Origin of the sequence: Methanocorpusculum vombati (assembly GCF_026891935.1) — an archaeon.
GTDB classification, from domain to species: Archaea; Halobacteriota; Methanomicrobia; order Methanomicrobiales; family Methanocorpusculaceae; genus Methanocorpusculum; species Methanocorpusculum vombati.
On record NZ_JAPTGC010000003.1, the window covers coordinates 32837 to 57533 of the forward strand.

Below are 24697 nucleotides of genomic sequence, written 5' to 3' on the forward strand. Positions count from 1 at the left end.
GCGGGGGTATAAATCCTCTCCGGGGGGTATTGCACCTTTATTCCTGATCATCCCACGATTCGCACGGCAAAACTGTACTCGCTGCTTCGCAGGAAAACACGGAACACACAGAAATTTTCAACATCATCTACTCCCACGAAATGATTTCGTGGGAGTACAGCATTACCATAAGCAGGCGGAGGTACTCATTATCCGACCTGAAAATATTTCGACGGTTGGGGCGATCCCCCGGGATAACCGGAGGTGAATCCGGCCGGGCATTCCGGACAGACCAGATCACACGTACCCGTTCAGCTGCTGACCAGAGACCTCAGCTTGACCATCCAGGTAGTACTGGTGGAATAGCCCCACTGGACAATCTCAAACTCCATACATTTTTCCGCAAGGAGAGCAAGATTTGTTCCAACGGCCCGGGAAGAGATACCCAGTTCTTTTGCAATATATTTTGCCTTGAAAAAGCGGGTACCGGAGGCAACGCCTGCCTTAAGATAGTTGAGAATCCGCTGCTGGGTGGAGTTGTACTGCGGGACCTGAACCTGAAGCTCCATGTCACTTACCATTAGTAAGTGTTTGATTTCCTGACATATATATTCTTCCTGTCGTTTCAGAAGTCTGTTTGTCGCAGCACGCGGATCAGCGCTGCGGCGAGGGACAATTGTACAGAACATCCCCTGTCGGCACGAATTACCATGCGAAAGGAGACAAAAAAGAAAGAGGGGTGGAGTATTTAAGCTATTGTTTTGCTCGTTACCATCCAGGTCGTACTGTTGGAGTAACTCCAGCGCTGGATGTCCAGTTCATCACAGATCTCGGAAAGGATGGCAAGGTTTGTTCCAACCTCTTTAGAAGAAAGTCCAAGATCTTTGGCAATATACTTTGCCTTGAAGAAACGGCTTCCTTTTGCCACTCCTGCCTTCAGATACCCAAGGATCCGAGACTGGGTGTCGTTATATCTTTCACGAATTGTTTTAGGTTCGGTCATAATGACTTACCTCATGTAAGTATAGGATGTTTTACATTATAAAGGTAGTGCTTGACACACCGGATTTTTCGAAAAATCCTGAGGGAACACCGGCTCTTACGAAAAAAATCCCCATAGCCAAAGGTATGCGGGATGTCCCGCGAAGTCTGAAGACCTCACGGACAGGAAGACCCGGCCGCGGGTCAGAATGCATCAGCCGGGAACTCGGCGATCTTCTCGATCATCTTGGCGATGACCTCAGACCGCATACCCTCAACAAATTTGATACTGCCAACCACGAGGTGACCTCCTCCGGAGATTCCTGCACCCGGCATCTCATCGCGCATGGCACGCACCATCTGCGGAATGTTCATCCTCACACCGCGGGAACGGATTACCGCGAAGTCCGGACCAAGACCGAGCGTTACCACCGGCTGACTCTCATAGCGCTTACAGAGAATATCATGGACCTCGCCTGATGACTTGCCCGGCGGAGGGAACGTAAATCGGTGGGCAAACATCTCAACGTCTGCGAGGAAGAGGTTTGCTCCGGATGCGAGCACCTGATCCTTAACATGAGGCATCATGGTGTTCATCTGATCCTCAATTGCGGCGTTTGCCTCGGTCACAAGAAGCGTCACCAGCCGGTTGTGGCGTTCGGGTGCATTGTTGAGGTTTAAGATATCCTTTACAATCTCACGGCCGTCATTAAACCGGAGCCAGTACTGCTCATAGTCCAGTGCAAGGGCGATGTCCTTACACTCATCACGGGTGTATTTTCCCTCGACAAGGGCAAGATACGCGTCAAGCTCCGCTGCCTCACTGCGGTCTGCAACTCCTGCAACCGAAGGAAAGTGGAGAATCTTTGCTTCCACGGACGGATTGATCAGGCGGGCAATCTCGGTTCCGAGCATGCCTGCGGTAACACCGAAATCGCCGCCAACATGGTACGGGTTGACGTGGGCAAGCAGATACTTGTCAATCGTCTCGTCCGGATGGTGGTGATCGGCAACGACAACATCAAGCTGATACACCTCGGTCATCTTGTAGGAAGGCATATCCTCCTCGGTTGAACCGTTGTCCATCAAAAGAATCAGCGGAAGTTTCTGACCAAACCGGACATTATCCTTCAGCATCATATCAAGATCGCGGGTCACGTCCTCAATCTCATAGAACGGGGCTTTGGAAGGAGATCTGCGGAAGAGGAAGTTGTCCTGATCCGGGTCACCGCCGTTGTCACGGATTAACTGCAGAACCGCTGTTTCCACCGAAACCGCAGCACAGATACCATCCGCATCCGCATGATGACGGAGAATGATCGGCTGCTGGGTTAACACTGCACGGCGGACGATCTTTGCCAGTTTGCGCATCTCCGGCCAGAGTGCATCAAGCACCGGACTTTCAATCAGCGGCGTAACCTCGGGCGGCTCGGCGCGGGCCTCAAGAGCCTTGTTGATCCGTGTCCGGACTGCATCGGCCTCGGTTCCTTTGAGGACATGCATATCGGAGACTTCAATCTGCATCTGATTGTTTCTGCGGGTCGCCTCGCCGAAGATGCGGACAATATCACCAAGGTTCACCTCGGGATACGATCTGACGCCTGCCTCGGTGAAGGCTGCCGCATCCTCGACACCGGAATCATCGCAGACGGTGAAGATGGTGGGTCCTGAGGTCTGCTTAATCTGCACCACATCTGCTTCGATGGTGACATTTCTGCCGATCTTGTTCTTCAGATCCGAAAGGCGGGAAAGTGTGATCTTTTTCGTCACAAGCTGCGTGTCGTAGCTTCCTTCGGGAAGCTGGACTTCACGGAGATCAATGTTTCCGTTCGGACGGATCTGGTTGACCTGCACAAGAATCTGGTCACGTTCTTTTTTCTCGGTCTTGACGTTGCTCTTATGCAGCAGTCCTTTTACGCGGTCGTTTAAAAGAACAAACGTACCGAACGTTGCAAACCCCTGGACTTTTCCCAGATATACCTGGCCTTCTACGATGTCATCCACTTCACAACCGGGCCCAAGCCGGTATACCATATCAATTGTACCCATGTAAATTTACTCCGAGTCTTCAAAATCTTCTATTTCATCGGTATCTGCACCGCAGAGACCGTACAGTTTCTCTTCCCCGTCGCGTCGTCCGCGTGCCACCAGCAGATCTCCTGCATGCAGGAGAACACTGCGTGCCGGCCGGTAGGTCCAGCGGTTCTCGTGTTTGATGGCAAAGATAACCATGCCGGTGACGGTTCCCACGTGGGAATCGGCGAGGGATTTTTTGTCCAGCGGGGAACCCGGATGAACGGTTACCCAGGAGATGATCTCATCTGACTCCCGGACAATCCTTTTCAGAATCGGGGGAACATCGATCTCACGGAGAACAACATCGGCAATGGAGCTTGCGGCATCTGAGATGGACTCGGCAAACGAAGACATGTACAGCATGCCGCGGAGACTTGCAACATCCTCGGTACGCTTTGCCGCTTCCAGTGTCCAGAGATCAAGCCGGAGCCGCATCTCGTCAAGTTCCTCTTCGAGTGCCACAACCTCGTTTGCGAGGTCCATGTTCTCATGCAGGAGGGCTGTATAGGCGAGGCCGACGGAGAGTTCACTGATGTTTTTCATCTCGATCATCAGGGCCGCCGCCCGATCGAGATCGCTGATGGCCGTGGCGACGTCATCGTCATCATCCGGAACAGGCTGTCCGGCCATCTCGCAGAGGGCAGGGAATCCGTACTCGGGTCCCCGCCCCACCAGTACGTCGCCTGCGCGAAGAACGGTGTGTTTGTCGGGGTCGTAGATTCTCTGCCGCATGCGGCGTATCATGATAATTCTGATACCGGTTGCGGACTGAAGTTTGATGTCGCCGAGACGCGCACCGTCAAGGGCGCTGTTGCCTGCAACAACGGTGCGGTGGGTTGCCTCTTCGGCTTCCGGCAATGCTTTTCTGAGATTTGCCGGGAAGGAAACGTGCCGCATGATGTTTTTTGCGATGTCTGCGGCCTGATTAGAGATGCGTTCCGAGGCTTCTGCAAGCTGCAGAAGACCACTCATCGGTTCGGTATCTTCCAGACGGCGTACGCTCATCATACTGGTGATGCGTGCCTGATATACGAGGTCGTTCATCCGTTCTTCAAGTTCGATGACTTCGTCTGCGATGGCGTTGCTTTCAAAAAGCACCGCAGAGTAAGCCAGATCAACCATCAGTTCCGAGATATCCTTCATTTCAATGAGGACATCCTTGAGGTTGATGGGTTGATAGTCGCGTTCCATCATGCCTTACTATTATAATGAAGACGTCTGACTACTTAAGTCAAATCCTCCCGGGAAGCAGATCAGGAGTGTCCTGAAAAAAATCGTCTCTGCGGTTGTTGATGAATCCGTTCTGACTGCATGGCTATGGATTAAAACCCCGGACGTGATGAATTTTTATCGTTTTTTGTGCGTGCAGGATTCTGTACCTTTAATGACAGGGAGGATGACATCATTCCGGATTTCCTTTGCCGGAAGCATCAGTAAAAATTCAGATGCAGACAGAAACTACTTGTTTTCGGGTTTTAAACCGGAATGTACTGCTCCCTGTCAGTCTGTGTTCAACATTTTTATCCAGAATCATGCCGAAGGATACAATGCATGAAACTCTTACACTCCAAGATGCGAAGCCGGCGTTATGCCGGCTTTGCTGTCTTACTTACAGCAGTGATGTTTGCCGCCGTCCTCTGTATCGCACCCGCTGCCGCCGTGGTCTGTGATGAATCCGGCAGTGATGAGATCTGGATTCCGGATGCAGAGGACAATGATGTCCCTGAACAAATTGATGACGGGAAGGTCAACGGAGACGAGGCTATCCCGCAGTCTTCAACATCAATGGTCTACAGAGGCCCCGTCTATGATCCTGCTAATTTTACCATTACCGCAAGCGGCCCCGATCTCTCACCAGAGGAGCTGTTCGAGTCAGCAAATGCTACCCTGAACACCTATACTGCACTCTTTGGAAAAACTGTGGCACCCATTGCTTTGTCCGAGTCCTGCCTGTCACCGGATTCCCTTAACCTGCGGAAAAAACTACCCGTGGGTGCGTTATCTGCATCCCCGGTATCAGAAGGGTATATTGGTCTGCCTGATGTGGAAGTACCTGACGGCAAAATACTCGCTGCCTATGGTTTTCGGGTACTGCCAACCGGGCAAACTATGGTCTATGCATCTATCGTTTCCTCGGATGCAAATGACGCGGCATATGCATCAGCCGCGGAGGAACTGAATGAATGGATGAACACTGATATGAATGAAAAGACGAAGGATGCAGGTACTTCTATTGTTGCCTGCGCTGCAGGGTTACCAACAGTCGTTTCGGACTCCTTGAAGATTAGTGAAATGTATACACCCAAATATTATGAGGAAAATACTGAAAAATATGGGGAAGTTAACGTAAAATCCAGTTGGTACTGGGATAAGTGTGGAGATCTAAGTAATAAGCATGATTATTTCTATGCCACGGCCGAGGTGATAATGAACCCTGGTATACTCAGAGGTGGTGCGGGAAACAAATATAAAAATCACCAGATGACCATTGAAATGGATGCCTTACTCCATCCCTCGGCCCTTCCAAAAGTATATATGAGCGATGCAATTCCGAACAGTATTTCTGGTAAATCATCGATATCATGTTCGATAGGTACGGGTGGGGCCGGTTTGTCGTGGACTCAGGAGCTTACTGATGTGACAGTGGCCCGAACCGACATTGCGAAATGGGATCTCAAATTTACCGGGACTGGTAATGATGAGGTGGTATACTCCTTCAAATCCGGCATGGAAATTGGGTGTTCCCAAACTGCTCGGGATGGCAGGGAATACTGCCTATCAACAACACGTGCTGATGCTTGTAATGCATTCCACACGGGTAATCTATTTGATAAAACCGGGCCGTCTGTATCGGGTTTATACCACCACTCATTGTATATCCGGTGGGATGGTGATAAATATATAGAGGAAGAATAGCCGGAGGAAAGATACCATGACTGAACACAAACTTCTCCTCCTTACAGCAGTGGTCCTTCTGGTATTCAGTGGTATTGCCGGGGCAGGAGCAACCGAAAGTCACATCACCACGGTTGCAGATCTGCAGGCAATACAGAACGATCTCGGCGGCACGTATTATCTGGACAGTGATCTGGATCTTTCCGGTGTTTCCTTCACTCCGCTGGGAAACGAAAGTACTCCCTTTACCGGAACGTTCGAAGGAAACGGGCACGCGATCACGTATCTTACCCTGAATCCTGAATCCGGAACCGGAGTAGGGATGTTCGCCTGTTCAAACGGCACGATACGCAACCTGATCCTGAAGAATATCAGTATAACCTCGACCTGTGCGGACTATGTTGGTGGACTCGTTGGCTGGAACAAGCCGGCAGGAATCATCCGCGGCATTACCGTCATGAAGAGTGCTGTCTTGGGTTTTCGATCCTCAGATCATGTCAGTGAGGATTATGGGCTCATCGCCGGTCGCAATGATGGCAGCATAACACAGAGTTCTGTCCAGTATGGAACCGTGGAAGCGGTATATTCCAGCGGAGGTATCGCCGGGAAGAACCGGGGAACTATCATGGATTGTTCTGTGGACAGCTGCATGATTCACTGTGGTATGCATGGCGGCGGTATTACCGGGTCTGGCGCTGAACAAGGAAGCGTGATAAATTGCCGTGTCATGAATACGACCGTAACCGGTCGTACAACGCTGGGCGCAATTGCCGGACTCAGTATTGCCACTTCTGATGTATGGGTCACCATTCGCAACACGACCGCTATAGATTGTACTATCTGCGGAGTTCCCGATCCTGCCCGCCCGGATCTGTCGGTTGAAAACATCGGCGGATTTGCCGGGACCCACGGATGGGGCTGCATTGAGAACTGTACCATCTCCGGGACCACAGTTGAGGGTTCGAAAGGGACCGGTGGTTTTGTCGGAACAAACGGGAAAGGTGCCAGTATTTGTTCCTCTCACGTGTTCACGGCGACCGTTATCAGCAAGGGTACCGGTTCGAAAATGATCGGCGGATTTGTCGGCTACAATAAAGGCCTGATAACAGCAAGTACCGCATCCGGGGATGTGTTCGGCAGCAGTCATGTCGGCGGATTTGCGGGGTACAATACCGGGACACTTACCTCATGTACATCAACAGAAAAAATCCAGGTATCAACAACCAAAAACAGCAATCACTATGACTGTTCTGTAACCCTTTCCAACGTGACATTGAATTTTTCTGTCTATGACTATTATCTGAATGCAAATGATCCCGATCCGGATAAGAAAGACACTGAGATCTGGTTTAGTGCCAATACTGACGATCGTAACAGAGGAAAACCAGGCAACACGGTATTCACGTTTAACCTGTCTACCAAGAATTTGACGATAACAGACCCGGATATTCTTGCGAGAGACATCTCTGCCGGGAACGCCATGATGATTAATCTGGACGGTTTCAACAGCCTTAATGATCCCACGTGGCGCGGGCATGAGGTGTGGTTAGACGGCAATCATCCGGAAAAGTCATCATGCCGGCACCCCTTGCAGGAGGGGACAACACACCGTATCAGTATTCACTGCTGGACATGGAGCGGCACCGAGAACGGAAGACCCTTTGAACACTCTTGCTGCGTGGGAATAATGAAATCCGATGCCGCACAATACCGGCAGCAGCATCTCGTCCAGAGTACAATCGACGTTGGTACGGAGCGGTATCTGGCCGATGCAATCCAGAAACCAACCGCAGTATCCCGCACAGATTATGACAGCGTTGATGCGTACATGACGGCGATCATAGGGTGTTGAACCCATTGCTGTTCTCCCCGGTCAAATGGAGAGGGGATCTTCACGCTACACTTTTTTGACTTACTCTTGGGTGTAATAGAGAAATCCCATCACAGAGGGGGAGAACAGTATTTCAGAATTTCCTTTGCCGGAAGCATCTGTAAAAATTCAGATGCGGACAGAAACTACTTGTTTTCGGGTTTTACACCGGAATGTACTGCTCCCTGTTAAACCGAAAGTCACATCACCACGGTTGCGGATCTGCAGGCAATACAGAACGTCCCCGCGGCCCCTATTTATCCGGAGAGTGTCCAGAATCTCTCCGGCGTTGCCTTTACTCCGTGGGGGAAACGAAAGCACTCCCTTTACCGGAACGTCCGAAGGAAACGGGCACACGATTCACGCATCCCCCCTGAATCCGGAACCGGAGTTGCAGCCGGCATACCGTAGGTCACAAGACCCTTCCGACTGTCTGCACCAGCAAGAAAGTTTTTCTCATGACAGCGGAAAGTTATCCAACAATGATTTCACTTGGTGAAGATTTCAAACCGGCTTTGAAATACAAGCCGTACCTTGCCATTTATACAATGGTGGTAGTTGCCGTTATCTGGGCTGTCTGTTTAGGATGGGCAGTATTAATCGGCGAAATAGGAATACCCCAGCCGATCGTTCTTGCGATCGTTGCTGTCCTTGTCGTCTGTCTGCTGTTCGTCCTTCTCTGGACCGTACTCTACTACAAATCCGTCGTGTATCATCTCAATGCAACCGAAATGACCTGGAAGCGCGGTGTCTGGTTCCGCAAGACCGGCATCGTCCCCTACAACAGAATCACCAACGTTGACATTGTTCAGGGTCCTGTCATGCGCATGTTCGGCATCTCCAACCTCAAAATCCAGACTGCTGGTTACTCCGGCAGCAACGGATCGGCTGAGATTGCCATTGAAGGCATTGAAGAACCTGAACCGCTGCGTGCCATGATCATGGACTTCGTTCGCGGCGGTGCACCGAGTGCCGCGGCAACCGGCGTTGATGTATCGGCTGCAAAAGCCTCCGCAGCGTCAGTTTCCGGCGATGCAGACATACGTGCACTCCTCGCAGAGGTCGCGGCAATCCGCAGACTTCTTGAGGAGAGAAAATAATTTTTTTTTGATATTTTTCTGGAAAATCCAGGCGGGCCAGCTTTTATCGTGCGGCTGTACTTGGAGTAACCAAAGAGATAGACTCACATCCATTTTCCAAAAATTCCAAAAAAAGTTCCGGACAATACGCTTCGTTACCTTCATACCCTCCGCAGTACATCATATTGATCATGGTAGTCCCCTGTCTCACATGCACCGCACTTGACAAACACGAATACACAATCAACCCGGCAACCGGCCTCTACGAGTATCATCTAACCTGCAGCCGCGGCATTGCCACACCCGACCCCATGCCCAAAGAAGGATTCACCTGCGAACACTATGAAAACAAACTTGCAGTCCTGCCCCGGGTGCGCCGGAGCAGCTGTGCAATAGAAGTCCGCCACGACTAAAAAAAGATTTGAACAAGAGACTCCGCAACGATCGCGGGGGAACAGTATCCCTTAACGATTCGACCGGTTCCGGCTCTCCTGTCAGGGTACGTGCAGGAAAACCTCTCATTTTTGGTGACGACGCAGGTTCAGGCGTCATTCACATCTCGTACCTGCCGCAAAAAAAGAAACGGTTGTATCAAAGATCAGATGCAGACCATAAAGATCAGCAGCGTGATCAGGAACGAAACCAGCAGCAGCAGAACCGACAGCGGCAGAAGATTCGTCACCATCGCATTCACCGTTGCAGACAGCTGAACCGTCCTGCTCGGACCAAACACCACCACATCGCGGCACATACCCGTTGCCGAGGCAACACGCGCCGGAGACAAATCCGCAATTGCCTCAGAAACCGCAGCAAGCAGATGCGGAAGAATCTCCTCCGCAGAAACCTCCATCCCCACCGGATTTCTGCCGGAAATCGTATTCACCACATGGGAATCGGTCGTCATAATCTCCGCCTCCGAAACACCGGCTGCAAGCACCGCATCCCGCAGAACCTCGCGCACTCCCATATGCACATTGTTCCCGTCGAACAGCACATACGCCGTCCGCACTCCGGCGACCTCCGTCACCAGCACCAGAACACCCATATCGCCGAACCCCTGCTCGCGGGAAAACGGCAGAACCCGCTGGGCAACGCCGATGGAGAACACGGAAAGCTCCGCATCCGCCTGACGCTCCATCGCCTGCCGGGACGCGGCAATATACTCGCTGCCGGCAGGTGACGCAGGCAGCACCACCGACGTCACCTCAACCATACAGTTATGCGCATCCACAAACCCGACATTCTCATACCAGCGGTGTCCCTCGGCCATCACAATTGCCCCGACCGCATAATCGAGATCCTCCGTCATATCCGGTGACCGCGTTGTCACCAGCAGAATCGAGTTGCCAAACCGCTGGGACAGAACAGAAACCGTCCCAAACCTGCTCCGGAACGGGAGGCCTGCAAGCGGCGCATAGGAAAGATCCGCCCGCGTCTCATCAATTGCCGCCGCAATCTTTTCGCACTCACTCTCCGACACCAGATTAAAATCATGGGTCGCACACCCGTGCGAGATGAACACTATCTCCTGTTCCGAAAACTCATCGTGCAGATGCTTCGGATAATTTCCGCCGCCCACCTCGGACAACGGTCCGGGATGCAGATTCGGCACCACAAACAGCACATCTTTTTTCCCCTCGCGCCGGAAAAAGAAACTCGTCTCCGGCACCGTCACCGCCTCGCCGATTGTCCGGAAATAATCCTCAAGACCTTTTGACCCGTCCGTCAGATGTGCAAGAAACGCATTGATAAACTGCATCGCAGAAATACCGTGTGCCTTGCGCAGCGGCCGGTCGAAGAGAAGCAGGAAACTGATGATCCCGACAGAAAAGATCAGAATCGACAGAACCGCCGGAACCAGATATCCGGTACCGAACAGATATACACCGAGAATCACACCTGCAATCGTCTGCACCGCAGCAGGCAGATACATATGTACAATCCGGTAGTCGGAGATAGCCGTAAGCACCAGCAGCCGGATGGCAAGAATAAATCCGAGACCAAACACATACGCAAGCGCCGCATCCAGTACAAACCCGATCGCCATCCAGAACAGCGAAAAGATCATACACGCAAGTGCCACCAGTGCCGACCGGTTCCAGGTCAGCTTCTCTGCACCCAGCAGATCCACAAGCGGCTTTGTCAGAACCATTGCCAGAACTGCCGACACAGCAAAGACAAAGCCGTACATCATTGACCCGTGCGCCGGCGCCAGAACGTACACGACGGCATCCACGAGGATACCCAGCACCAGCATAATAATCAGCGACTGCCACCAGACCGGCGCTGAGAACAGATACTTTGAAAGATTTTCCGTTTTTGCTTCAGTAGCCATTACACATCTCACCAGAACCTCTCAATTGCAGCAACCCACCTGCCGCAGGAAAACTCCGTATGCCATCCCTCACACCGTATCGGCGAGGAAAAACACGGAGCATCCAGCGTCAGCGACTCATACTCTCCCCCCTCGCCGGCGATGTGGATTCGCCGCTTTGCCGAAATACGGCAAAGCAGATTGATCATATCCGCATCGATACGTTTCCCCAGAACATTTTCTCCCAGCCCGTCTGCGGCGGTCACTACGATCCGCACATCCATGCGTTCTGCGACCTCATGCAGAAGTGCGAGCGGATCCATGTGCCACAACGGCGCAAACATCGCAATCCCCAGCCGCTCACAGAGAATGGCGATGCGGGAACGCTGATACTCCGACTCAATTGCACCCGCGATCACTCCTTCGATTGGCAGAGCGGCAAGTCCCTTCTCCAGATCCCGCAGCTCATCCTCCTTTTCCCCGGGTGTAGGAATCCCCACATAGGTCATGCCGCAGCGCTCGGCGATGACCGGAACCGCTGCAAGATTTGCCGAATGAAACATATAGGAGTCGGGATTATCCGGAACAACCGTCACCATATAGGACACATCCATCCCCGCATCAAGCGCCTTTTGCAGGGCGAGAATGGAATCCTTTCCCCCGGATGTCAGTGCGGCCCAGGTCATTTACTCGCTCTTTTTCAGCGTGCCGAAGTGATCGGCGTAACGTTCGCTCATCTGTTCCCAGTCGGCAAGATTTGTCTGGGTGCCGACCTTTTCGACCGCAAATGACGAGGTTACTGCTCCTATCTTACAGCAGACCGGAAGAGAGTACCCGCGCCGGTATGCGGTAAGCAGTCCCGCACGGTAGGCGTCTCCCGCACCGGTCGGGTCCACCAGCGTCACCGGACATGCAGGAATTTCCACGGCATCACCGTTCCGGTAGAGTACACTTCCGTCCTTTCCCTTCGTGAGAATCGCAACCGGAACAGATGCGACCAGTTCCTCTTCCGTCCAGCCGAGTTTGCCGCACATGATCTCAGACTCAAAGTTGTTGCAGATAAGCATGTCAATATTTGCAAAAATATCCCGCAGATGCGTTGCGTCATAATACTTGACATCCTGTCCCGGATCAAAAGTTGCAAACTCCGCCGCCCTGGCAATCTTTGTGTTGAAGTTTGCATCACCCGTTGCCATGTGAACAAACGAAAGTGCCGGGGCTTCGGCTGTCTCAAACAGCACGCCTGCTCCCCACTCGAAGTAGGTTATCTGATCTCCTGCCGCATTGTTCACCATGAACGCGGTAGAACAGTTTTCCGCATTGGTCTGAAAGAGGCGGGTTCTAACGCCCGTCTCTTTCAGATGCCGTTCATAGGAGCTTCCGGGGTAGTCTTTTCCGACTGCTGCAATCAGCTCGGCACATCCGCCAAGCTTGGCAATGCCTACAGCAATATTTGCAGCCCCGCCGCCATAGTAGTTCTGCCGGTCGGTTACTTTGCAGGAAGTACCAACCGCCGGATACTCTTCCACTGCAAGGATATAGTCGTTGCAGAGGTGGCCACAGACGGAGATTGTCGGGTCGTTCACTCCGTCTCCTCCCCGGTCTCGCAGGCGGTGATGCTGTAGGTTGCAAGCGGGACGTCACGGACCGCCCGGCCAATCACGGATTTTGCGATGCGTTCTGCGTGGTCCACGCCTTCGGCGTTGAACACTTTCATGGACAGCAGCAGTCCGACGATACCGGTCCGGGCAACGACCAGTGCGCTGTTGATCTCTTCGCCGCAGTAAGGGCAGGGCATAACCAGTACATCAACGTCCACGAACTTGGCAGACGGGTGCAGGCGTTTCCCCGCTTCGCTCACGGCAATGCCGATGGCATCCTGCGTCGTCGCCACGTCCTTTACTGTCCATGCAGCTTCCAGTGTCACTCGATAGTCCGGCATATATCTTATTTGTAGTATTGGTTTCTACCAGATATCATAGTGAGCATGACCTTCGGGGTCCATGCGTTCCGGGCCGCGGGACGGGGCTTCACCATGACCGACGCAGAGAAGCGCTACGGGGCGGATGTGTGCGGGGAGATCCAGGATGCCTTTGACCTCGCCGTCGTCAAACGCGCCGACCCAGCAGGTATGCAGTCTGCGGGCGTGGGCGGCGAGCATCATGTAGGTTGCGGCAATGGTTGCGTCCTCAACGGCGAACATGATGCCGCGGTCACCGTATCGCGACATGGCGCGGACGTAGTTTGCACAGACGCAGAATACACAGCCCGCGTCTTTGATCTGGTGCTGGTTTCCGGCGGCATCTGCAAGCATCTCCAGCTGGCCCGGATCGGTGACGATCACGACGTCCCATGCTTCCAGGTTTCCGGCGGATGGCGCCTTGGAGGCTGCGGTCAGGAGATACTCGGCGTCATCTTCGGTGATGCATCCTTCTTCATACTCGCGGACCGAAACACGGGTTGCAAGAAAGTTCAGAAATTCAGAGGAGTCCATGACTGTGAAGCACTTCCCATGCGGCTGCGGCTGCGGTGGTGATAGGGATCATGGCCTCTCCGGCTTTTTCGGAGGCAAGACCGAACTGGTTGGACTCGGCGAGGTTCATTACCTCCTCAAGAACCCCGCAGGCTTTATTGAACTCGTCACAACCGGTAAATGCGGCGGCGGCACGGCTGTCGGCAGCGAGGGCTTCGGTGATATTGATGAGGACGCGCTTTGCACCGGCTTTCTCCTCTTTTTTGAGCGAGGGAATGGTGAGGTACTGATGCGCAATCATCATAATGTCGAGCTTTAAACGCTCGGCAAAATGGTATTGGGTTAAGGCATCCTTGGGTTCAAGTGTCATGCCTTACCAGTTTGCGCGGAGAATCAATAAAAATGTAGTATTCGGATAATCTGATTCAGTCAAACTTGGTGTGCCACGCACCGGTAACACGCCCGCTGAGAGCAAGTTTTCCGAGAGCCCGGTCCACCGCCGGAATAACCTCGCGGGGGACGGCAGCAGCAAGCGGCGTTCCCGGCAGCGGCATCAGATAATGGACATGCACTTTGCCGGACCGGACAACATCTTTCACGAGTGCGAGCGTTGCTTCCTCGTCCTCATCCGTTTCAAACGGAAAGCCGAAGATGACGTCCACCACCGGCTCGAGCCCTGCACTCCGGCAGGCATCCAGCGCTGCATAGACATCGTCCAGCGTATGTCCGCGCCCCATTTTTGTGAGCACCGCATTGGATCCCGACTGTGCACCGAAGTGGAGTTTGGTGTTGGCACAGTACTGCACCACGAGGTCTGCGGTTTCCTGCGTGACAAACTCCGGCCGCACCTCGCAGGGAAACGTCCCGAAGTAGAGGTTGTTGTTTGGCATGGAGGAAAGCAGCCGTTCCAGTTTCTCCACGTCAGGAGTTCTGCCGTCGGCGGAACCGTAGGCAAAGGCGTTCGGTGTAACAAAGCGGGCGTCGCGATAGTGGCTTGCCGCTTCCACAATTGCTTCGCGTGAACGGTGGTGCATCTTTGTTCCGTGCAGGCGTGGTGTCTGGCAGTAGCCGCAGTGGAACGGACAGCCCCGGGAGATCTCCATGTAGCCCTTCATCCGGGTAAAACAGGGGAAGCCGTCCAGCCGGACGGAGTGATCGATTCTGTTTCTGCCGCCCGCTTTGGTTGCAACGCCGGGGATGTCCGCACCGGACATCCCTGCCGCAAGAGCGGACAACAGCCGGGGAAGGGTCCGTTCCCCTTCACCGATCACCACATAGTCGGCGACTTCGGCAACCTCTTCCCAGGCGGCAGAAGCATGCGGTCCGCCGGCGATCGTGATCTGTTCGGCTACGGCTATCTCATCTTTGTACCGCGGGAACTCAACACTGTTGAGACTGTAACAGACGACATCGCCTTCCGGCGTATCGACCGGTTCAAGAATGAATCCGTAGGTCTCGCACGCTGCATACAGTGCGGCGTAACTGTTTCGTGCCGCATGGATGTAGCGCCAGACGGCCTTCATTCTGCGGCGGAGACCTCGCCGGTACTGCCGTTGACGGTGACCGTGCCGGAGAGGCCGGCCACGTCGCCGTCCAGCCGGTCAACCATCGGGATGCCGGAGATGATTGCACCGATTGCGATGATGGTCTCGCATTCGGTGTTGATGATTGCTGCGGGCGCCACCTTGTTTCGTGCAAGCCCGTACATCACGTAGGAACCGACGGTGGATCCTTTGCCGTAGGGGAAGGCAAGAACTTTTCCCGCGACAGACTGTCCGTGGAGCGGGTGCTTTTCATCGATGATGATGCCGGTTGCGGCGTCAACGCCTCCAAGGAAGGAGATGGGTGTATCGGTATAGAGAAGCTCGCCCGATCCCGTGCCTTTGGCAATGCTGCGGCCTTTCAGAGTCATAGCAGTATAATATGTGCGTCGCCGGCATTAAAGCCTCACAAAACCATTACACTCTTATATCAATACGACCGATAAATCCGGTAACGAAAATTTCGTTTACAATCTGATCGGACAAATGGGACTGGTATGAACTGGACAGTTGACACATGGATTGCCCTCTTTTTGATTGTGATGTACTTTGCCCTTCTGCTTGGCATCGGCGTCTGGGCGGCAAAGCGGATCAAAAATTCGGAGGACTACATTCTCGCCGGGAGAACGCTCGGGTTCTGGATATTTGTCCTGCTTTTGATCACCTCAATTTGCAGCGGGGTTACCCTTATCGGGGGAAGCGGTATGGGGTTCACCTACGGCTGGCCCAGCATCTGGGATCAGATCTTCGTACCGCTGTCTGCGGTGTTCTGTATTGTGTTCTTTGGATCGAAACTGAATCTGATCGGAAAGAAACAGGGCATCGTTACGCTGGAAGATTATTTTTCTCTCAGGTACGAAAACAACCGTGAGCTTCGGACGCTGTCGGCGGTCATCGGTATTCTTGTCTCGCTGGTCTATCTCGTCGGCCAGTACACCGCCATCAGTATTGTCCTCGTCTGGCTGTTCGGGATGGAACACTGGCAGGCGCTGCTGATTGCTGCCGCCATTATCACCACCTACACTGTTCTTGGCGGTCTGTATGCGGTATCATGGACCGGTATGGTGCAGGGTCTGATTCTCATCTTCGGCATGCTCATCTTTGCACCAATGATCGTGATGTATGCCGGGGGACTCGAACACATCAACACCGTTCTTGCCGCAATCGATCCGAACTTTGTAATGCCTGCCTTCCCGGAACGATACGCCGCATATGCCTATATCACGCCGGAGATCATCTTTTCGTTCGGGGTTCTGCTGGTGGTCGGTCTTGCCTGTGCTCCCCACGTGGTGTCCAATGTTCTTGCGGTCAGGGATGTCCGTTTCTTCCGCTGGGCACCGCTGATTGCATTTGCGGTGTATCTGACAATCTCCATGCTGGTCAGGTTTTCCGGAATGGGGGTTCGGACACTGGTTGAAGACGGCACGGTTGTCCTGCCGGATGTCGCCAATGCCGCCGACTACTCGTTTGTCTACGGTATCAGTGCGGCTGCCGGAGGGGTATTTGCGATGGGATTGTTTGCGGTAATGATTCTTGCTGCGGTCATGTCTACAACAGACCGGCTGATGCTCACGGTCGGTACGCAGTTCTCCTGGAACATCTTCAAGGTGATTCTGCGGCCGAATGCAACGGAGAAGCAGGTTATCCGGGTGAGTCAGGTTACGATGCTTGCCGCGGTGATCGTTTCCCTGCTGCTTGCCATTCATCCGCCGGAGGTTCTGGTGTTCCTGATATTTCTTGCCATCGGCCTGATCCTCGCATCCTTTGCAGTACCGCTGATTGCCGGGATGTACTGGCGCAGGGCTACAACCGCAGGGGCGATTGCCAGCATGACCGCGGGACTTGTTGCGGCGCTGTGCTTTGGCTATTATGATCAGTTTGTGGAGAAGCTGCCGATGCACTTCTCCCTCTATGCACTGCTGTTCTCCATTGCGGCAATGGTTCTTGTGAGTTTTGCCACGAAGAAAAATTCGGATGCGGCACTGGACAGCACCTACACCGGCGGGTATCTGCATCCGAAAGAATGAGATTTCCCGTGTGCAGTTGATCCTGGCTGTTTTTCCGGGGCAAATCCCGCACATCTTTTTTCCCTACTCTCACCCACACACTCATATTTCTCCAGCCACAAACTTACAGGCACAACACATGTCTGCCAGCGAATATCGTTATCATCCCGCGGAATTTCCCGCACCGAAAGTCTCCGTCCGCCACATCAGCCTCACCTTTGACATTACCGAAACCCAAACCCGTGTCATCGCAGAGACTACCTTCCTTACTCTTGCAGACACCCTCACTACCCTCACGCTCAACGCCAAAAACCTGGAAATCCAAAAAGTCCGCCTCAACGGAAAACCCGCACACTACACCTGCGAAAACGATCTCCTCCATATATCTCTGACCCACCCCTCCCACCGCGGCGCACACATCACCCTCTGGACCGAAACCATCTGCCGCCCCACCGCAAACATCCTCGAAGGACTCTACTATGACGCAACCCCCGAAGGTCTTCCCAAAACCCAGATAACCCAGTGCCAGCAGTGGGGATTCCAGCGCATTGTTCCCTGCATTGACGACATGCGGGCAAAAAGCACCTGGACCACTACTATCATCGCCGACAACCGCTACACCAACCTCATCAGTAACGGCAACATCAAAAGCCCCCGTGCCCCTTACGATAAAACCCGCGACATCATCACCTATCAAAACGATCACCCCATGCCCCCCTACCTTTTCTTCCTCGGCGTCGGCACCTGGGATACCTTCACCCGTACCCTCGAGTACCCCGACGGTCAGACCGTCCGCCTCGAACTTCTCGCACCCAAAGGAGCCGACCCTGCAAACGCCGCGGCCGCCCTCGATATCCTTGCCGACAGCATCCTCTGGACCTGTCTCTTCACCGGCCCCGAACGCTACGAATCCACCGACGTCCGGTTCGAACTCTACCGTCTCTGCAAAACCCGTGACAAACTCATCGCAGACAATCCCGAAAACCCGGAAACAGCCCTTGCTCCCATCCGCCGCCAGATAGCACACCTCGCCGCAGACCTCGTCTTCGGCTACCAGTACCCCTACGACGTCTATCGCGAAATCTCCATGCAGAACTCAGACTTCGGCGGCATGGAAAATACCGGCAACACCACCATCATTCAGAACCGCATCATGCCGGGCCCCGAAATTACCGACTCTGCCTACGAATACATGATCGGCGTCAAACAGCACGAGTTCTACCACAACCTCAACGGATCCAGCGTCACCGGCGACACTCCGTTTTCCATCTGGCTCAACGAAGCTGTAACGGTTATGATCGAAGACGACTACCTCTCCTTTCTCTTCGGCGCAGACTACATCCGGCTCCAGAACGTCCTCCAGCTCTACACCCCCGGCACCGGTACCTTCTCCCTCGACACCGGAGCTGCCGCCATGCCCATCCAGCCCGAAGGCTTCAACGACCCGAACGATCTCATCACCTCCGTTACCTACGTCAAAGCTCCTGAGTTCACCCGCATGATCCAGACCATCCTCGGCAAACGCGCCTTTGCCTGGGCGCTGGATCTCTATCACCGCAGGTTCGCTGACAGCAACGCCTCTCCCCGTGACTGGCTTGAAACCATGGGCGACATCGGTCGAATCGACTTTTCTACCATGGCAGGCCGCTGGCTCACCCAGACCGGCTACCCCACCGTCACCGCAACCGCCGCCTACAACCCCGACGAAGAAACAGCGGAAATCACTGTAGAACAGACAGGATTTGACGGACAGAACCCCTGGATCTTCCCCCTCGCCGGGACGCTCCTTACCGACAAAGGTGCTGTCGTCGCCGAATTTCTTGAAAAAATCGACGGACCGCACCAGACCTTCTCCGTTCCTTGTGCCGGAGCATTCGCCGTAGCCGTCTGGAATCCCGGTCACGCCGCCTACATCCGCATCAACAGTACCGCCTCTGACAACGAACTCTATCTCCAGCTCAAACATGACACCGACACCATCAGCCGGTTCCTTGCCTACCAGACCCTCGTTGACCGTGAGATGAACAAACTCTGCCAAAACCCCGCAGCAGACCCGGACCCGCGGCTCATCAGCTGGTATGCCGGTACCCTTACCGACAACACCAAAATGCAAAGTACCGGCGCACTTTCCCTCACCCTCTTTGAGTACGCAAGCGACCCCGCCTACTCCTACCGCTACACCGAACTCCACGCAGCGAAACAGAAGATCATCAGGGCCGTATCCGACATGCTTGGCAAACAGCGCCTCAACGCCCTCTACGCCGCCTACAACATCTCCGAACGTCCCACCACCGCACCCGTAGAACTCGCCCGCATCTTCAAAACCCGGGCCGTCAAAAACCTCATCCTCACCCACCTTGCGGCATTCGACACCCCAGACATCCACGCAGTACTCAAAACCGCATACGAAACCGCAACCAACGCCACCGACCGGATGGCTGCCTTCACCCTCTACCTTTCCGGCACCGCACCTGATCGGATCAGCCTCCTCGACACCGAACTTGTCCGTGCAAAAACCGATCCCGTCGCCTGGGAAAACTTCCTCGCCGCAACCGCCGCATCCTCATCGCCCGACACCGTTACCTACCTCAGACGCATTGAACAGAGCGGAAACTTCCATATCGAGCAGGCCGGGGAAAGCAGATCCCTCTACCTCCGGTTCGCCGCAAACCGCAAACTCTCTCTGGAAACAGACACAGGTCGTGCCTTCCTTGCCACCTCCCTCATCACCCTTGCCCGTGTCAACGAATACATCTCAACCGGCATCCTCTCCGTCTTCTCCCATCTCGACAGGTATGACGCCCCGGTCCGCGATGCATGCTTTACCATCCTCACCAACCTGGTAACCACCGTTCCCGAAACCGACACTCCCTCCGTCATCCGTACCGCCCGCCGCATCATCGAAAAAAGCCCCAAAGCCAAAGAAGCATACAACCAGACACACCACCGCGAATAATCCGCCCGGAACACTCCCGCCAACTTTCGCACCCCCACTATCATAATAAGAACCGATCATCCCATATAAATATGCAGGGGCGCACCGCCCCTGAAAACCTCATTTTTTTATTCGCGTCAAATCCTGCCAATTTTGAATTTACGAACGATAATCTTGTAAAATTGAAATTTATTGGGAAATGGCTTGCAGAATGCCAATTTGGACAAATAAAGTTCGTAGAAGTCATTTTTAACAATTTTGCTGGTTTTTCCTCATCAGGTATCTTTAAATATGCAGGGACTGACCTATTATCATCCAAAGATTCCCGGCAGGAAAAAATTGCGTGTGACCGGGACTTTGAGAAGTATGGAGAAAACCCTAGTCTATGAAACAGATGGTAGCAAATGGCATGACCGATTCCGAGGTCATTGCAAAGTTTAAGGAAGAGAACTGCTGGGGCCTCTGTACCTCAATCGATCTCAAGAACTGTGACCCGGCAACGATTCGTGACGCAGACAAAATCCACCAGTTTGTACTGGAACTTGCAGATCTTATTGAGATGCACCGTTTCGGCGAACCCCAGATCATTCATTTCGGCCCCTGCGACCGCGTCGCCGGATATTCAATGACCCAGTTAATCGAAACCTCGCTTCTCTCCGCACACTTTGCAAACGACACCAACGCAGCATACATTGACATCTTCAGCTGCAAAGAATATCCGCCGACCGTCGCCGCAGAGTTCTGCAAAAAATTCTTCGGCGCAAAAGGCATGAATACCACCGTATTCTTCCGCACCATCTAACATTTGCGGAAGAGTGTTTTTCTTTTTTGTACGAATATCTGCCCTGCATTGGTATCCGGAGCACTTTCACACCGCACGGTCCCCGCTTTATCCCTTCATCCGTTGAACAAATCTCTGACAACACTACAGAGGTGAACCACACATGACACACACATATCGTCCCGTGCGGACCCGGTCCCGCAGAATCAGAAAGACCCCTCTCCCCGAAAACATCTATCTCCTCCCCGACGGCAGAATCATGTACCTCCGGTACAACAAAAACCCCATCGCAAAAATCGCCCGCCCCTACATCGCAGCAGATGACGGGACAAGCTGCCCGGCCTACATACCTCCGCTGCCGGATCAGATCTGGCGGAAGTACCCCGTACTGAACCCTGCCGATATCCGGCAGGCAGCCGCCGCCCAGATTGAACTTGCAAAACTCCTCCGGCTGCCAAAGACCGGTACAAAACCAACCGCCCAGACACGGCTGTCCGAACTTGCTGACTGGCTTGCCGTCATGTACCGGCTGGCGGAAACTGCATCCGCAGAACCCGGTCAGGAGCACACCGACCGCCAGCCCGCAGATCTGCGGGCTGCCCGGCTGTTCTCCTGACAAAGTGCTGCAACCGCACTATAATAATGGACCCGGGAAACCCTGCGCCGGACCCGGGACACCCCGCAACTTTTTCCCAAAACCCGATCAATCTTCCCGTAAGAGTAGTAACTCTTTTTACTCAAAACAACATCATCACTAAACTACTATTCACAGGTCGCAGAAAAATGGTCTCTGAAAACGATGTTCTCCATATCGCTGAACTTGCCGACATCGGTATTGCCACGTCCGAACTCGGCAAATTCACTGAACAGTTCAACGCAATTCTCGAATACTTCGATATCCTCGACACCTTGACCGCAGACGATGAACTGGATCGTCCGCTGGTCAACGTATTTCGCGAAGATGAGGTCAGACCCTCCCTTTCGCAGGAAGAAGCGCTTGCAAACTCCCATAACCCTGAAGACGGCTACATCCGCGCTCCCAAGGTGATCTAAATGTCCGACGCATACAACGCATTCCTCTCTGACATCGAGATACCTTCCGACGCCAGCGGACCGCTTGCCGGCATCCGTGTCGCGGTCAAAGACAACATCTCCACCAAAAACATCCCCACCACCTGCGCCTCTAAAATCCTTCTCGGCTATATCCCGCCCTACGACGCACACGCTGTGGAACTGCTCAAAGCAGCAGGCGCTACCATCGCCGGCAAAACCAATATGGACGAGTTCGGTATGGGAACCACCACCGAAAACAGCGCGTTTGGTCCCGCCTTAAATCCGCGTGACACAACACGTGTCACCGGCGGTTCATCCGGCGGCTCTGCCGCCGCCGTTGCCGCAGGACTCGTCCCCATGGCGCTTGGTTCCGACACCGGCGGTTCGATTCGCTGTCCCGCATCCTACTGCGGTATTGTCGGTCTTAAGCCTTCTTACGGCCGGGTCAGCCGGTATGGTTTGATCGCCTACGCCAACTCCTTTGAACAGATCGGTCCCATGGCAGCAAACGTCACCGACACCGCAAAACTCTTCAGTGTCATCGCCGGCGGCGACCGTCGCGACTCAACTTCGGTTGACAAACCCTACCGTTTTGCCGACCTTCACGCCGACATCAAAGGAAAAGTCATCGGCGTGCCCAGGGAATACTTTGGAGAAGGCGTTGATGCGGATGTCGCAAAAACCGTTGAAACATCCATCGGCAGACTCGAAGAACTCGGCGCGGTCATCCGCGAGGTGTCCTTACCCTCCATGCAGTATGCGCTTGCCGCCTACTACGTCACCTGCACCTGCGAAGCAAGCTCCAACCTTGACCGCTTCGACGGCGTCAGATACGGTCCGGAACCGGAGATGAACCTCCCCTGGCACGACGCCTACACCAAAGTCCGCGAAGCAGGCTTCGGTCCCGAAGTCCGCCGGAGAATTCTCCTTGGAACCTTTGCCCTCTCCGCAGGATACTACGGTAAATACTACGTCAAGGCCCAGCACGCAAAACAGCTGATCCGCCGCGACTTCCAGCGGGTCCTCACCGGCTGTGACCTCCTTGCAGGTCCGACCATGCCCAACGTCGCCCCGAAACTCGGCGAAATGACCGCAGATCCTCTGCGGATGTATCAGACCGATATCCTCACCGTCCCGGTCAACATCGCCGGAATTCCGGCAGTCTCGCTCCCCTGCGGAACTGCACACGGCATGCCGGTCGGACTGCAGCTGATGGGAAGAATGTTCGGCGAAGAGGCACTCCTGAATGCCGCGCTTGCATTTGAGGAGGTGGCATAAATGGCCGACGAAGAGATGAAGGTCATCATCGGTCTGGAAGTTCACTGCCAGCTGGATACCGCATCGAAGTTATTCTGCGGCTGCTCCGCAGACTTCCGTGCCGACGCCCCGAACACCCACGTATGTCCGGTCTGTCTCGGACTGCCGGGTGCCCTGCCGGTCTTAAACAAAAAGGCCATTGAGTATGCACTCAAAGTCGCAAAGGCGCTCAACTGCACCATCCCCGAGGAAGGTGAGTTCTGCCGGAAGAACTACTTCTACCCTGACCTCGTCAAAGCCTACCAGATCACCATGGGAGACAACCCGCTTGCCCTCGGCGGCTACATCGAGATCGAAGACGACGCAGGCAACCCGAAGACCGTCAACCTGACCCGTATCCATGTCGAGGAAGACCCCGGAAGACTTGTTCACATGGGCAACAAGGAACGCGGGCACTACACCCTTGTTGACTATAACAGATCCGGTATCCCCTTAATCGAAATGGTCACCGAGCCGGAGCTTTCCTCCCCCAAAGAAGCCCGCCGCCTCTTAAACAAACTGCGGGCAACCCTTGAATACCTCGATGTATTCGATCCCGAAAAGGAAGGTTCCATCCGTGTGGATGCAAACATCTCCATCAAAGGTCATGAGCGGGTCGAGATCAAAAACATCTCCTCCTACAAAGGTGTCGAAAAGGCACTGACCTTTGAGATCACCCGGCAGAAGAACCTCATCCGCCGCGGAGGAATCATCGTGCGCGAGACCCGCCACTTCCAGGAAGGAAAGGGAACCACCACCAGCGCACGGTCCAAGGAAACCGCAACCGACTACCGCTACTTCCCTGAACCGGATCTGCCGGTCATCCGTGTTGCGGATTGGGTCAAAGATATTGTCCTTCCCGAACTGCCGGATGCACGGCGCGACCGGTTTATGCAGCAGTACGGCATCGCCGTCAACCATGCAAGAACGCTTACCGGCGACCTCCGGCTTGCCGAGTTCTACGAAACCGTTGCGGACGTTGGTGCAGCCCTCGCCGCATCCTGGATTGCCGACATCCTGATTGGTGAACTCAACTACCGCGACATGAGCCTGAGCGCAGTTGCTGCCCATACACCGGAGTTCAAAGACCTCATCGTACTCGTCCGCGACAAAAAGATCACCGACAAGGCAGGAGTCGAAGTCCTCCGTGTCTGGCTTGACGACCTCCATGCAGGAGAAAAGAAGGAAACCCCGGCACAGATCGTCGAACGACTCGGTCTTGCCCGCGAGTCCGGCGAGTCCTTCCGCGGCATCGTCGAACATATCTTAGCTGCCAACCCGCAGGCGGTCGCCGACCACAAAGCCGGAAAGAAAGGTGCTCTTAACTTCATCGTCGGACAGGTCATGAAGGAAACCAAAGGCAAATCCGACCCGCGTGAAATCCACGCCATGATTGCAGAGCTTGTAGGGGAGTAACC

At 54.0% G+C, this 24697-nt stretch carries 24 protein-coding genes; 12 read left to right on the plus strand and 12 right to left on the minus strand.

Features of this window, described 5'->3' with window-relative positions; genetic code table 11:
- Positions 1–290: 290 nt before the first annotated feature.
- From O0S09_RS02670 to O0S09_RS02685, 4 genes are all read right to left on the minus strand, one after another.
- Positions 291–560: a DUF7123 family protein gene (locus tag O0S09_RS02670; RefSeq protein ID WP_268922374.1), complete on the minus strand. Its 270-nt coding sequence runs from the start codon at positions 558–560 to the stop codon at positions 291–293.
- Between the two features lie 167 nt (positions 561–727).
- Positions 728–982: a DUF7123 family protein gene (locus O0S09_RS02675; protein ID WP_268922375.1), complete on the minus strand. Its 255-nt coding sequence runs from the start codon at positions 980–982 to the stop codon at positions 728–730.
- A 182-nt stretch (positions 983–1164) separates the two neighbouring features.
- Entirely contained in the window at positions 1165–3009 is a 1845-nt protein-coding gene (locus tag O0S09_RS02680; protein ID WP_268922376.1) for a DHH family phosphoesterase, read from the minus strand.
- Between the two features lie 6 nt (positions 3010–3015).
- Complete coding sequence (locus O0S09_RS02685) at positions 3016–4230, minus strand: potassium channel family protein (protein ID WP_268922377.1); 1215 nt, start codon at positions 4228–4230, stop codon at positions 3016–3018.
- Between the two features lie 357 nt (positions 4231–4587).
- Here O0S09_RS02685 and O0S09_RS02690 point away from each other — a divergent pair, with 357 nt between their 5' ends.
- From O0S09_RS02690 to O0S09_RS02705, 4 genes are all read left to right on the plus strand, one after another.
- Positions 4588–5952: a hypothetical protein gene (locus O0S09_RS02690; RefSeq protein WP_268922378.1), complete on the plus strand. Its 1365-nt coding sequence runs from the start codon at positions 4588–4590 to the stop codon at positions 5950–5952.
- A 16-nt stretch (positions 5953–5968) separates the two neighbouring features.
- Positions 5969–7783: a GLUG motif-containing protein gene (locus O0S09_RS02695; RefSeq protein WP_268922379.1), complete on the plus strand. Its 1815-nt coding sequence runs from the start codon at positions 5969–5971 to the stop codon at positions 7781–7783.
- Positions 7784–8259: 476 nt separating this feature from the next.
- On the plus strand, positions 8260–8901 hold the full coding sequence (locus O0S09_RS02700; RefSeq protein WP_268922380.1) for a PH domain-containing protein: 642 nt from the start codon (positions 8260–8262) through the stop codon (positions 8899–8901).
- Between the two features lie 170 nt (positions 8902–9071).
- On the plus strand, positions 9072–9293 hold the full coding sequence (locus tag O0S09_RS02705) for a hypothetical protein (RefSeq protein ID WP_268922381.1): 222 nt from the start codon (positions 9072–9074) through the stop codon (positions 9291–9293).
- Positions 9294–9478: 185 nt separating this feature from the next.
- Here the strand turns inward: O0S09_RS02705 and O0S09_RS02710 are convergent, their stop codons facing one another.
- Genes O0S09_RS02710 through O0S09_RS02745 form a run of 8 tightly spaced genes read right to left on the minus strand, consistent with a single transcriptional unit; the run spans position 9479 to position 15579 of the window.
- The gene (locus O0S09_RS02710) at positions 9479–11215 is read right to left on the minus strand and encodes a DUF2070 family protein (protein ID WP_268922383.1); all 1737 of its coding nucleotides are present in this window, start codon (positions 11213–11215) and stop codon (positions 9479–9481) included.
- Between the two features lie 8 nt (positions 11216–11223).
- On the minus strand, positions 11224–11880 hold the full coding sequence (locus O0S09_RS02715) for a diphthine--ammonia ligase (protein ID WP_268922384.1): 657 nt from the start codon (positions 11878–11880) through the stop codon (positions 11224–11226).
- Positions 11881–12780, minus strand: coding sequence for a carbohydrate kinase family protein (locus tag O0S09_RS02720; protein WP_268922386.1), 900 nt, complete (start codon positions 12778–12780; stop codon positions 11881–11883).
- Positions 12777–13136, minus strand: a complete 360-nt coding sequence (locus O0S09_RS02725) for a DUF555 domain-containing protein (RefSeq protein ID WP_268922388.1) — start codon at positions 13134–13136, stop codon at positions 12777–12779. The genes O0S09_RS02720 and O0S09_RS02725 overlap by 4 nt, the downstream gene beginning before the upstream one ends.
- Before the next feature lie 24 nt (positions 13137–13160).
- Positions 13161–13688 carry a nitroreductase family protein gene (locus O0S09_RS02730; RefSeq protein WP_268922390.1) on the minus strand — a complete coding sequence of 176 codons (528 nt, stop codon included), beginning with the start codon at positions 13686–13688 and terminating at the stop codon, positions 13161–13163.
- Positions 13675–14037, minus strand: coding sequence for a hypothetical protein (locus O0S09_RS02735; protein ID WP_268922391.1), 363 nt, complete (start codon positions 14035–14037; stop codon positions 13675–13677). Before O0S09_RS02735 ends, O0S09_RS02730 begins: the two co-directional genes overlap by 14 nt.
- A 55-nt stretch (positions 14038–14092) precedes the next feature.
- Complete coding sequence (locus O0S09_RS02740) at positions 14093–15190, minus strand: TIGR04013 family B12-binding domain/radical SAM domain-containing protein (protein WP_268922392.1); 1098 nt, start codon at positions 15188–15190, stop codon at positions 14093–14095.
- A complete protein-coding gene (locus O0S09_RS02745; protein ID WP_268922395.1) occupies positions 15187–15579 on the minus strand; it encodes a DUF126 domain-containing protein in 393 nt (130 codons plus the stop codon). Before O0S09_RS02745 ends, O0S09_RS02740 begins: the two co-directional genes overlap by 4 nt.
- 126 nt (positions 15580–15705) lie before the next feature.
- On the opposite strand from O0S09_RS02745, the gene O0S09_RS02750 reads away from it, so the two are divergent.
- The 8 genes from O0S09_RS02750 to gatB all read left to right on the plus strand — a co-directional run bounded on the left by O0S09_RS02750 (position 15706) and on the right by gatB (position 24695).
- The gene (locus O0S09_RS02750) at positions 15706–17235 is read left to right on the plus strand and encodes a sodium:solute symporter family protein (RefSeq protein ID WP_268922397.1); all 1530 of its coding nucleotides are present in this window, start codon (positions 15706–15708) and stop codon (positions 17233–17235) included.
- Between the two features lie 118 nt (positions 17236–17353).
- Positions 17354–20170, plus strand: a complete 2817-nt coding sequence (locus tag O0S09_RS02755; protein WP_268922398.1) for a M1 family metallopeptidase — start codon at positions 17354–17356, stop codon at positions 20168–20170.
- Positions 20171–20241: 71 nt separating this feature from the next.
- Positions 20242–20538 (plus strand): hypothetical protein, encoded by a 297-nt coding sequence (locus O0S09_RS02760; RefSeq protein ID WP_268922400.1) that lies wholly within the window; start codon positions 20242–20244, stop codon positions 20536–20538.
- Positions 20535–20951: an S-adenosylmethionine decarboxylase gene (speD, locus tag O0S09_RS02765; protein WP_268922401.1), complete on the plus strand. Its 417-nt coding sequence runs from the start codon at positions 20535–20537 to the stop codon at positions 20949–20951. Before O0S09_RS02760 ends, speD begins: the two co-directional genes overlap by 4 nt.
- A 142-nt stretch (positions 20952–21093) precedes the next feature.
- Positions 21094–21546, plus strand: a complete 453-nt coding sequence (locus O0S09_RS02770) for a hypothetical protein (protein WP_268922402.1) — start codon at positions 21094–21096, stop codon at positions 21544–21546.
- Between the two features lie 167 nt (positions 21547–21713).
- Entirely contained in the window at positions 21714–21983 is a 270-nt protein-coding gene (gene gatC, locus O0S09_RS02775; protein ID WP_268922403.1) for an Asp-tRNA(Asn)/Glu-tRNA(Gln) amidotransferase subunit GatC, read from the plus strand.
- On the plus strand, positions 21984–23261 hold the full coding sequence (gatA, locus tag O0S09_RS02780) for an Asp-tRNA(Asn)/Glu-tRNA(Gln) amidotransferase subunit GatA (protein WP_268922404.1): 1278 nt from the start codon (positions 21984–21986) through the stop codon (positions 23259–23261).
- Complete coding sequence (gene gatB, locus O0S09_RS02785) at positions 23262–24695, plus strand: Asp-tRNA(Asn)/Glu-tRNA(Gln) amidotransferase subunit GatB (protein WP_268922405.1); 1434 nt, start codon at positions 23262–23264, stop codon at positions 24693–24695.
- Positions 24696–24697 lie beyond the last annotated feature (2 nt).

Bases quoted from the DNA above. Each gene is read 5' to 3' on its own strand.
- O0S09_RS02670 (WP_268922374.1), bottom strand. From the start codon at position 560: ATGGTAAGTGACATGGAGCTTCAGGTTCAGGTCCCGCAGTACAACTCC.
- O0S09_RS02675 (WP_268922375.1), bottom strand. From the start codon at position 982: ATGACCGAACCTAAAACAATTCGTGAAAGATATAACGACACCCAGTCT.
- O0S09_RS02680 (WP_268922376.1), bottom strand. From the start codon at position 3,009: ATGGGTACAATTGATATGGTATACCGGCTTGGGCCCGGTTGTGAAGTG.
- O0S09_RS02685 (WP_268922377.1), bottom strand. From the start codon at position 4,230: ATGATGGAACGCGACTATCAACCCATCAACCTCAAGGATGTCCTCATT.
- O0S09_RS02690 (WP_268922378.1), top strand. From the start codon at position 4,588: ATGAAACTCTTACACTCCAAGATGCGAAGCCGGCGTTATGCCGGCTTT.
- O0S09_RS02695 (WP_268922379.1), top strand. From the start codon at position 5,969: ATGACTGAACACAAACTTCTCCTCCTTACAGCAGTGGTCCTTCTGGTA.
- O0S09_RS02700 (WP_268922380.1), top strand. From the start codon at position 8,260: ATGACAGCGGAAAGTTATCCAACAATGATTTCACTTGGTGAAGATTTC.
- O0S09_RS02705 (WP_268922381.1), top strand. From the start codon at position 9,072: ATGGTAGTCCCCTGTCTCACATGCACCGCACTTGACAAACACGAATAC.
- O0S09_RS02710 (WP_268922383.1), bottom strand. From the start codon at position 11,215: ATGGCTACTGAAGCAAAAACGGAAAATCTTTCAAAGTATCTGTTCTCA.
- O0S09_RS02715 (WP_268922384.1), bottom strand. From the start codon at position 11,880: ATGACCTGGGCCGCACTGACATCCGGGGGAAAGGATTCCATTCTCGCC.
- O0S09_RS02725 (WP_268922388.1), bottom strand. From the start codon at position 13,136: ATGCCGGACTATCGAGTGACACTGGAAGCTGCATGGACAGTAAAGGAC.
- O0S09_RS02730 (WP_268922390.1), bottom strand. From the start codon at position 13,688: ATGGACTCCTCTGAATTTCTGAACTTTCTTGCAACCCGTGTTTCGGTC.
- O0S09_RS02735 (WP_268922391.1), bottom strand. From the start codon at position 14,037: ATGACACTTGAACCCAAGGATGCCTTAACCCAATACCATTTTGCCGAG.
- O0S09_RS02740 (WP_268922392.1), bottom strand. From the start codon at position 15,190: ATGAAGGCCGTCTGGCGCTACATCCATGCGGCACGAAACAGTTACGCC.
- O0S09_RS02745 (WP_268922395.1), bottom strand. From the start codon at position 15,579: ATGACTCTGAAAGGCCGCAGCATTGCCAAAGGCACGGGATCGGGCGAG.
- O0S09_RS02750 (WP_268922397.1), top strand. From the start codon at position 15,706: ATGAACTGGACAGTTGACACATGGATTGCCCTCTTTTTGATTGTGATG.
- O0S09_RS02755 (WP_268922398.1), top strand. From the start codon at position 17,354: ATGTCTGCCAGCGAATATCGTTATCATCCCGCGGAATTTCCCGCACCG.
- O0S09_RS02760 (WP_268922400.1), top strand. From the start codon at position 20,242: ATGCAGGGGCGCACCGCCCCTGAAAACCTCATTTTTTTATTCGCGTCA.
- speD (WP_268922401.1), top strand. From the start codon at position 20,535: ATGAAACAGATGGTAGCAAATGGCATGACCGATTCCGAGGTCATTGCA.
- O0S09_RS02770 (WP_268922402.1), top strand. From the start codon at position 21,094: ATGACACACACATATCGTCCCGTGCGGACCCGGTCCCGCAGAATCAGA.
- gatC (WP_268922403.1), top strand. From the start codon at position 21,714: ATGGTCTCTGAAAACGATGTTCTCCATATCGCTGAACTTGCCGACATC.
- gatA (WP_268922404.1), top strand. From the start codon at position 21,984: ATGTCCGACGCATACAACGCATTCCTCTCTGACATCGAGATACCTTCC.
- gatB (WP_268922405.1), top strand. From the start codon at position 23,262: ATGGCCGACGAAGAGATGAAGGTCATCATCGGTCTGGAAGTTCACTGC.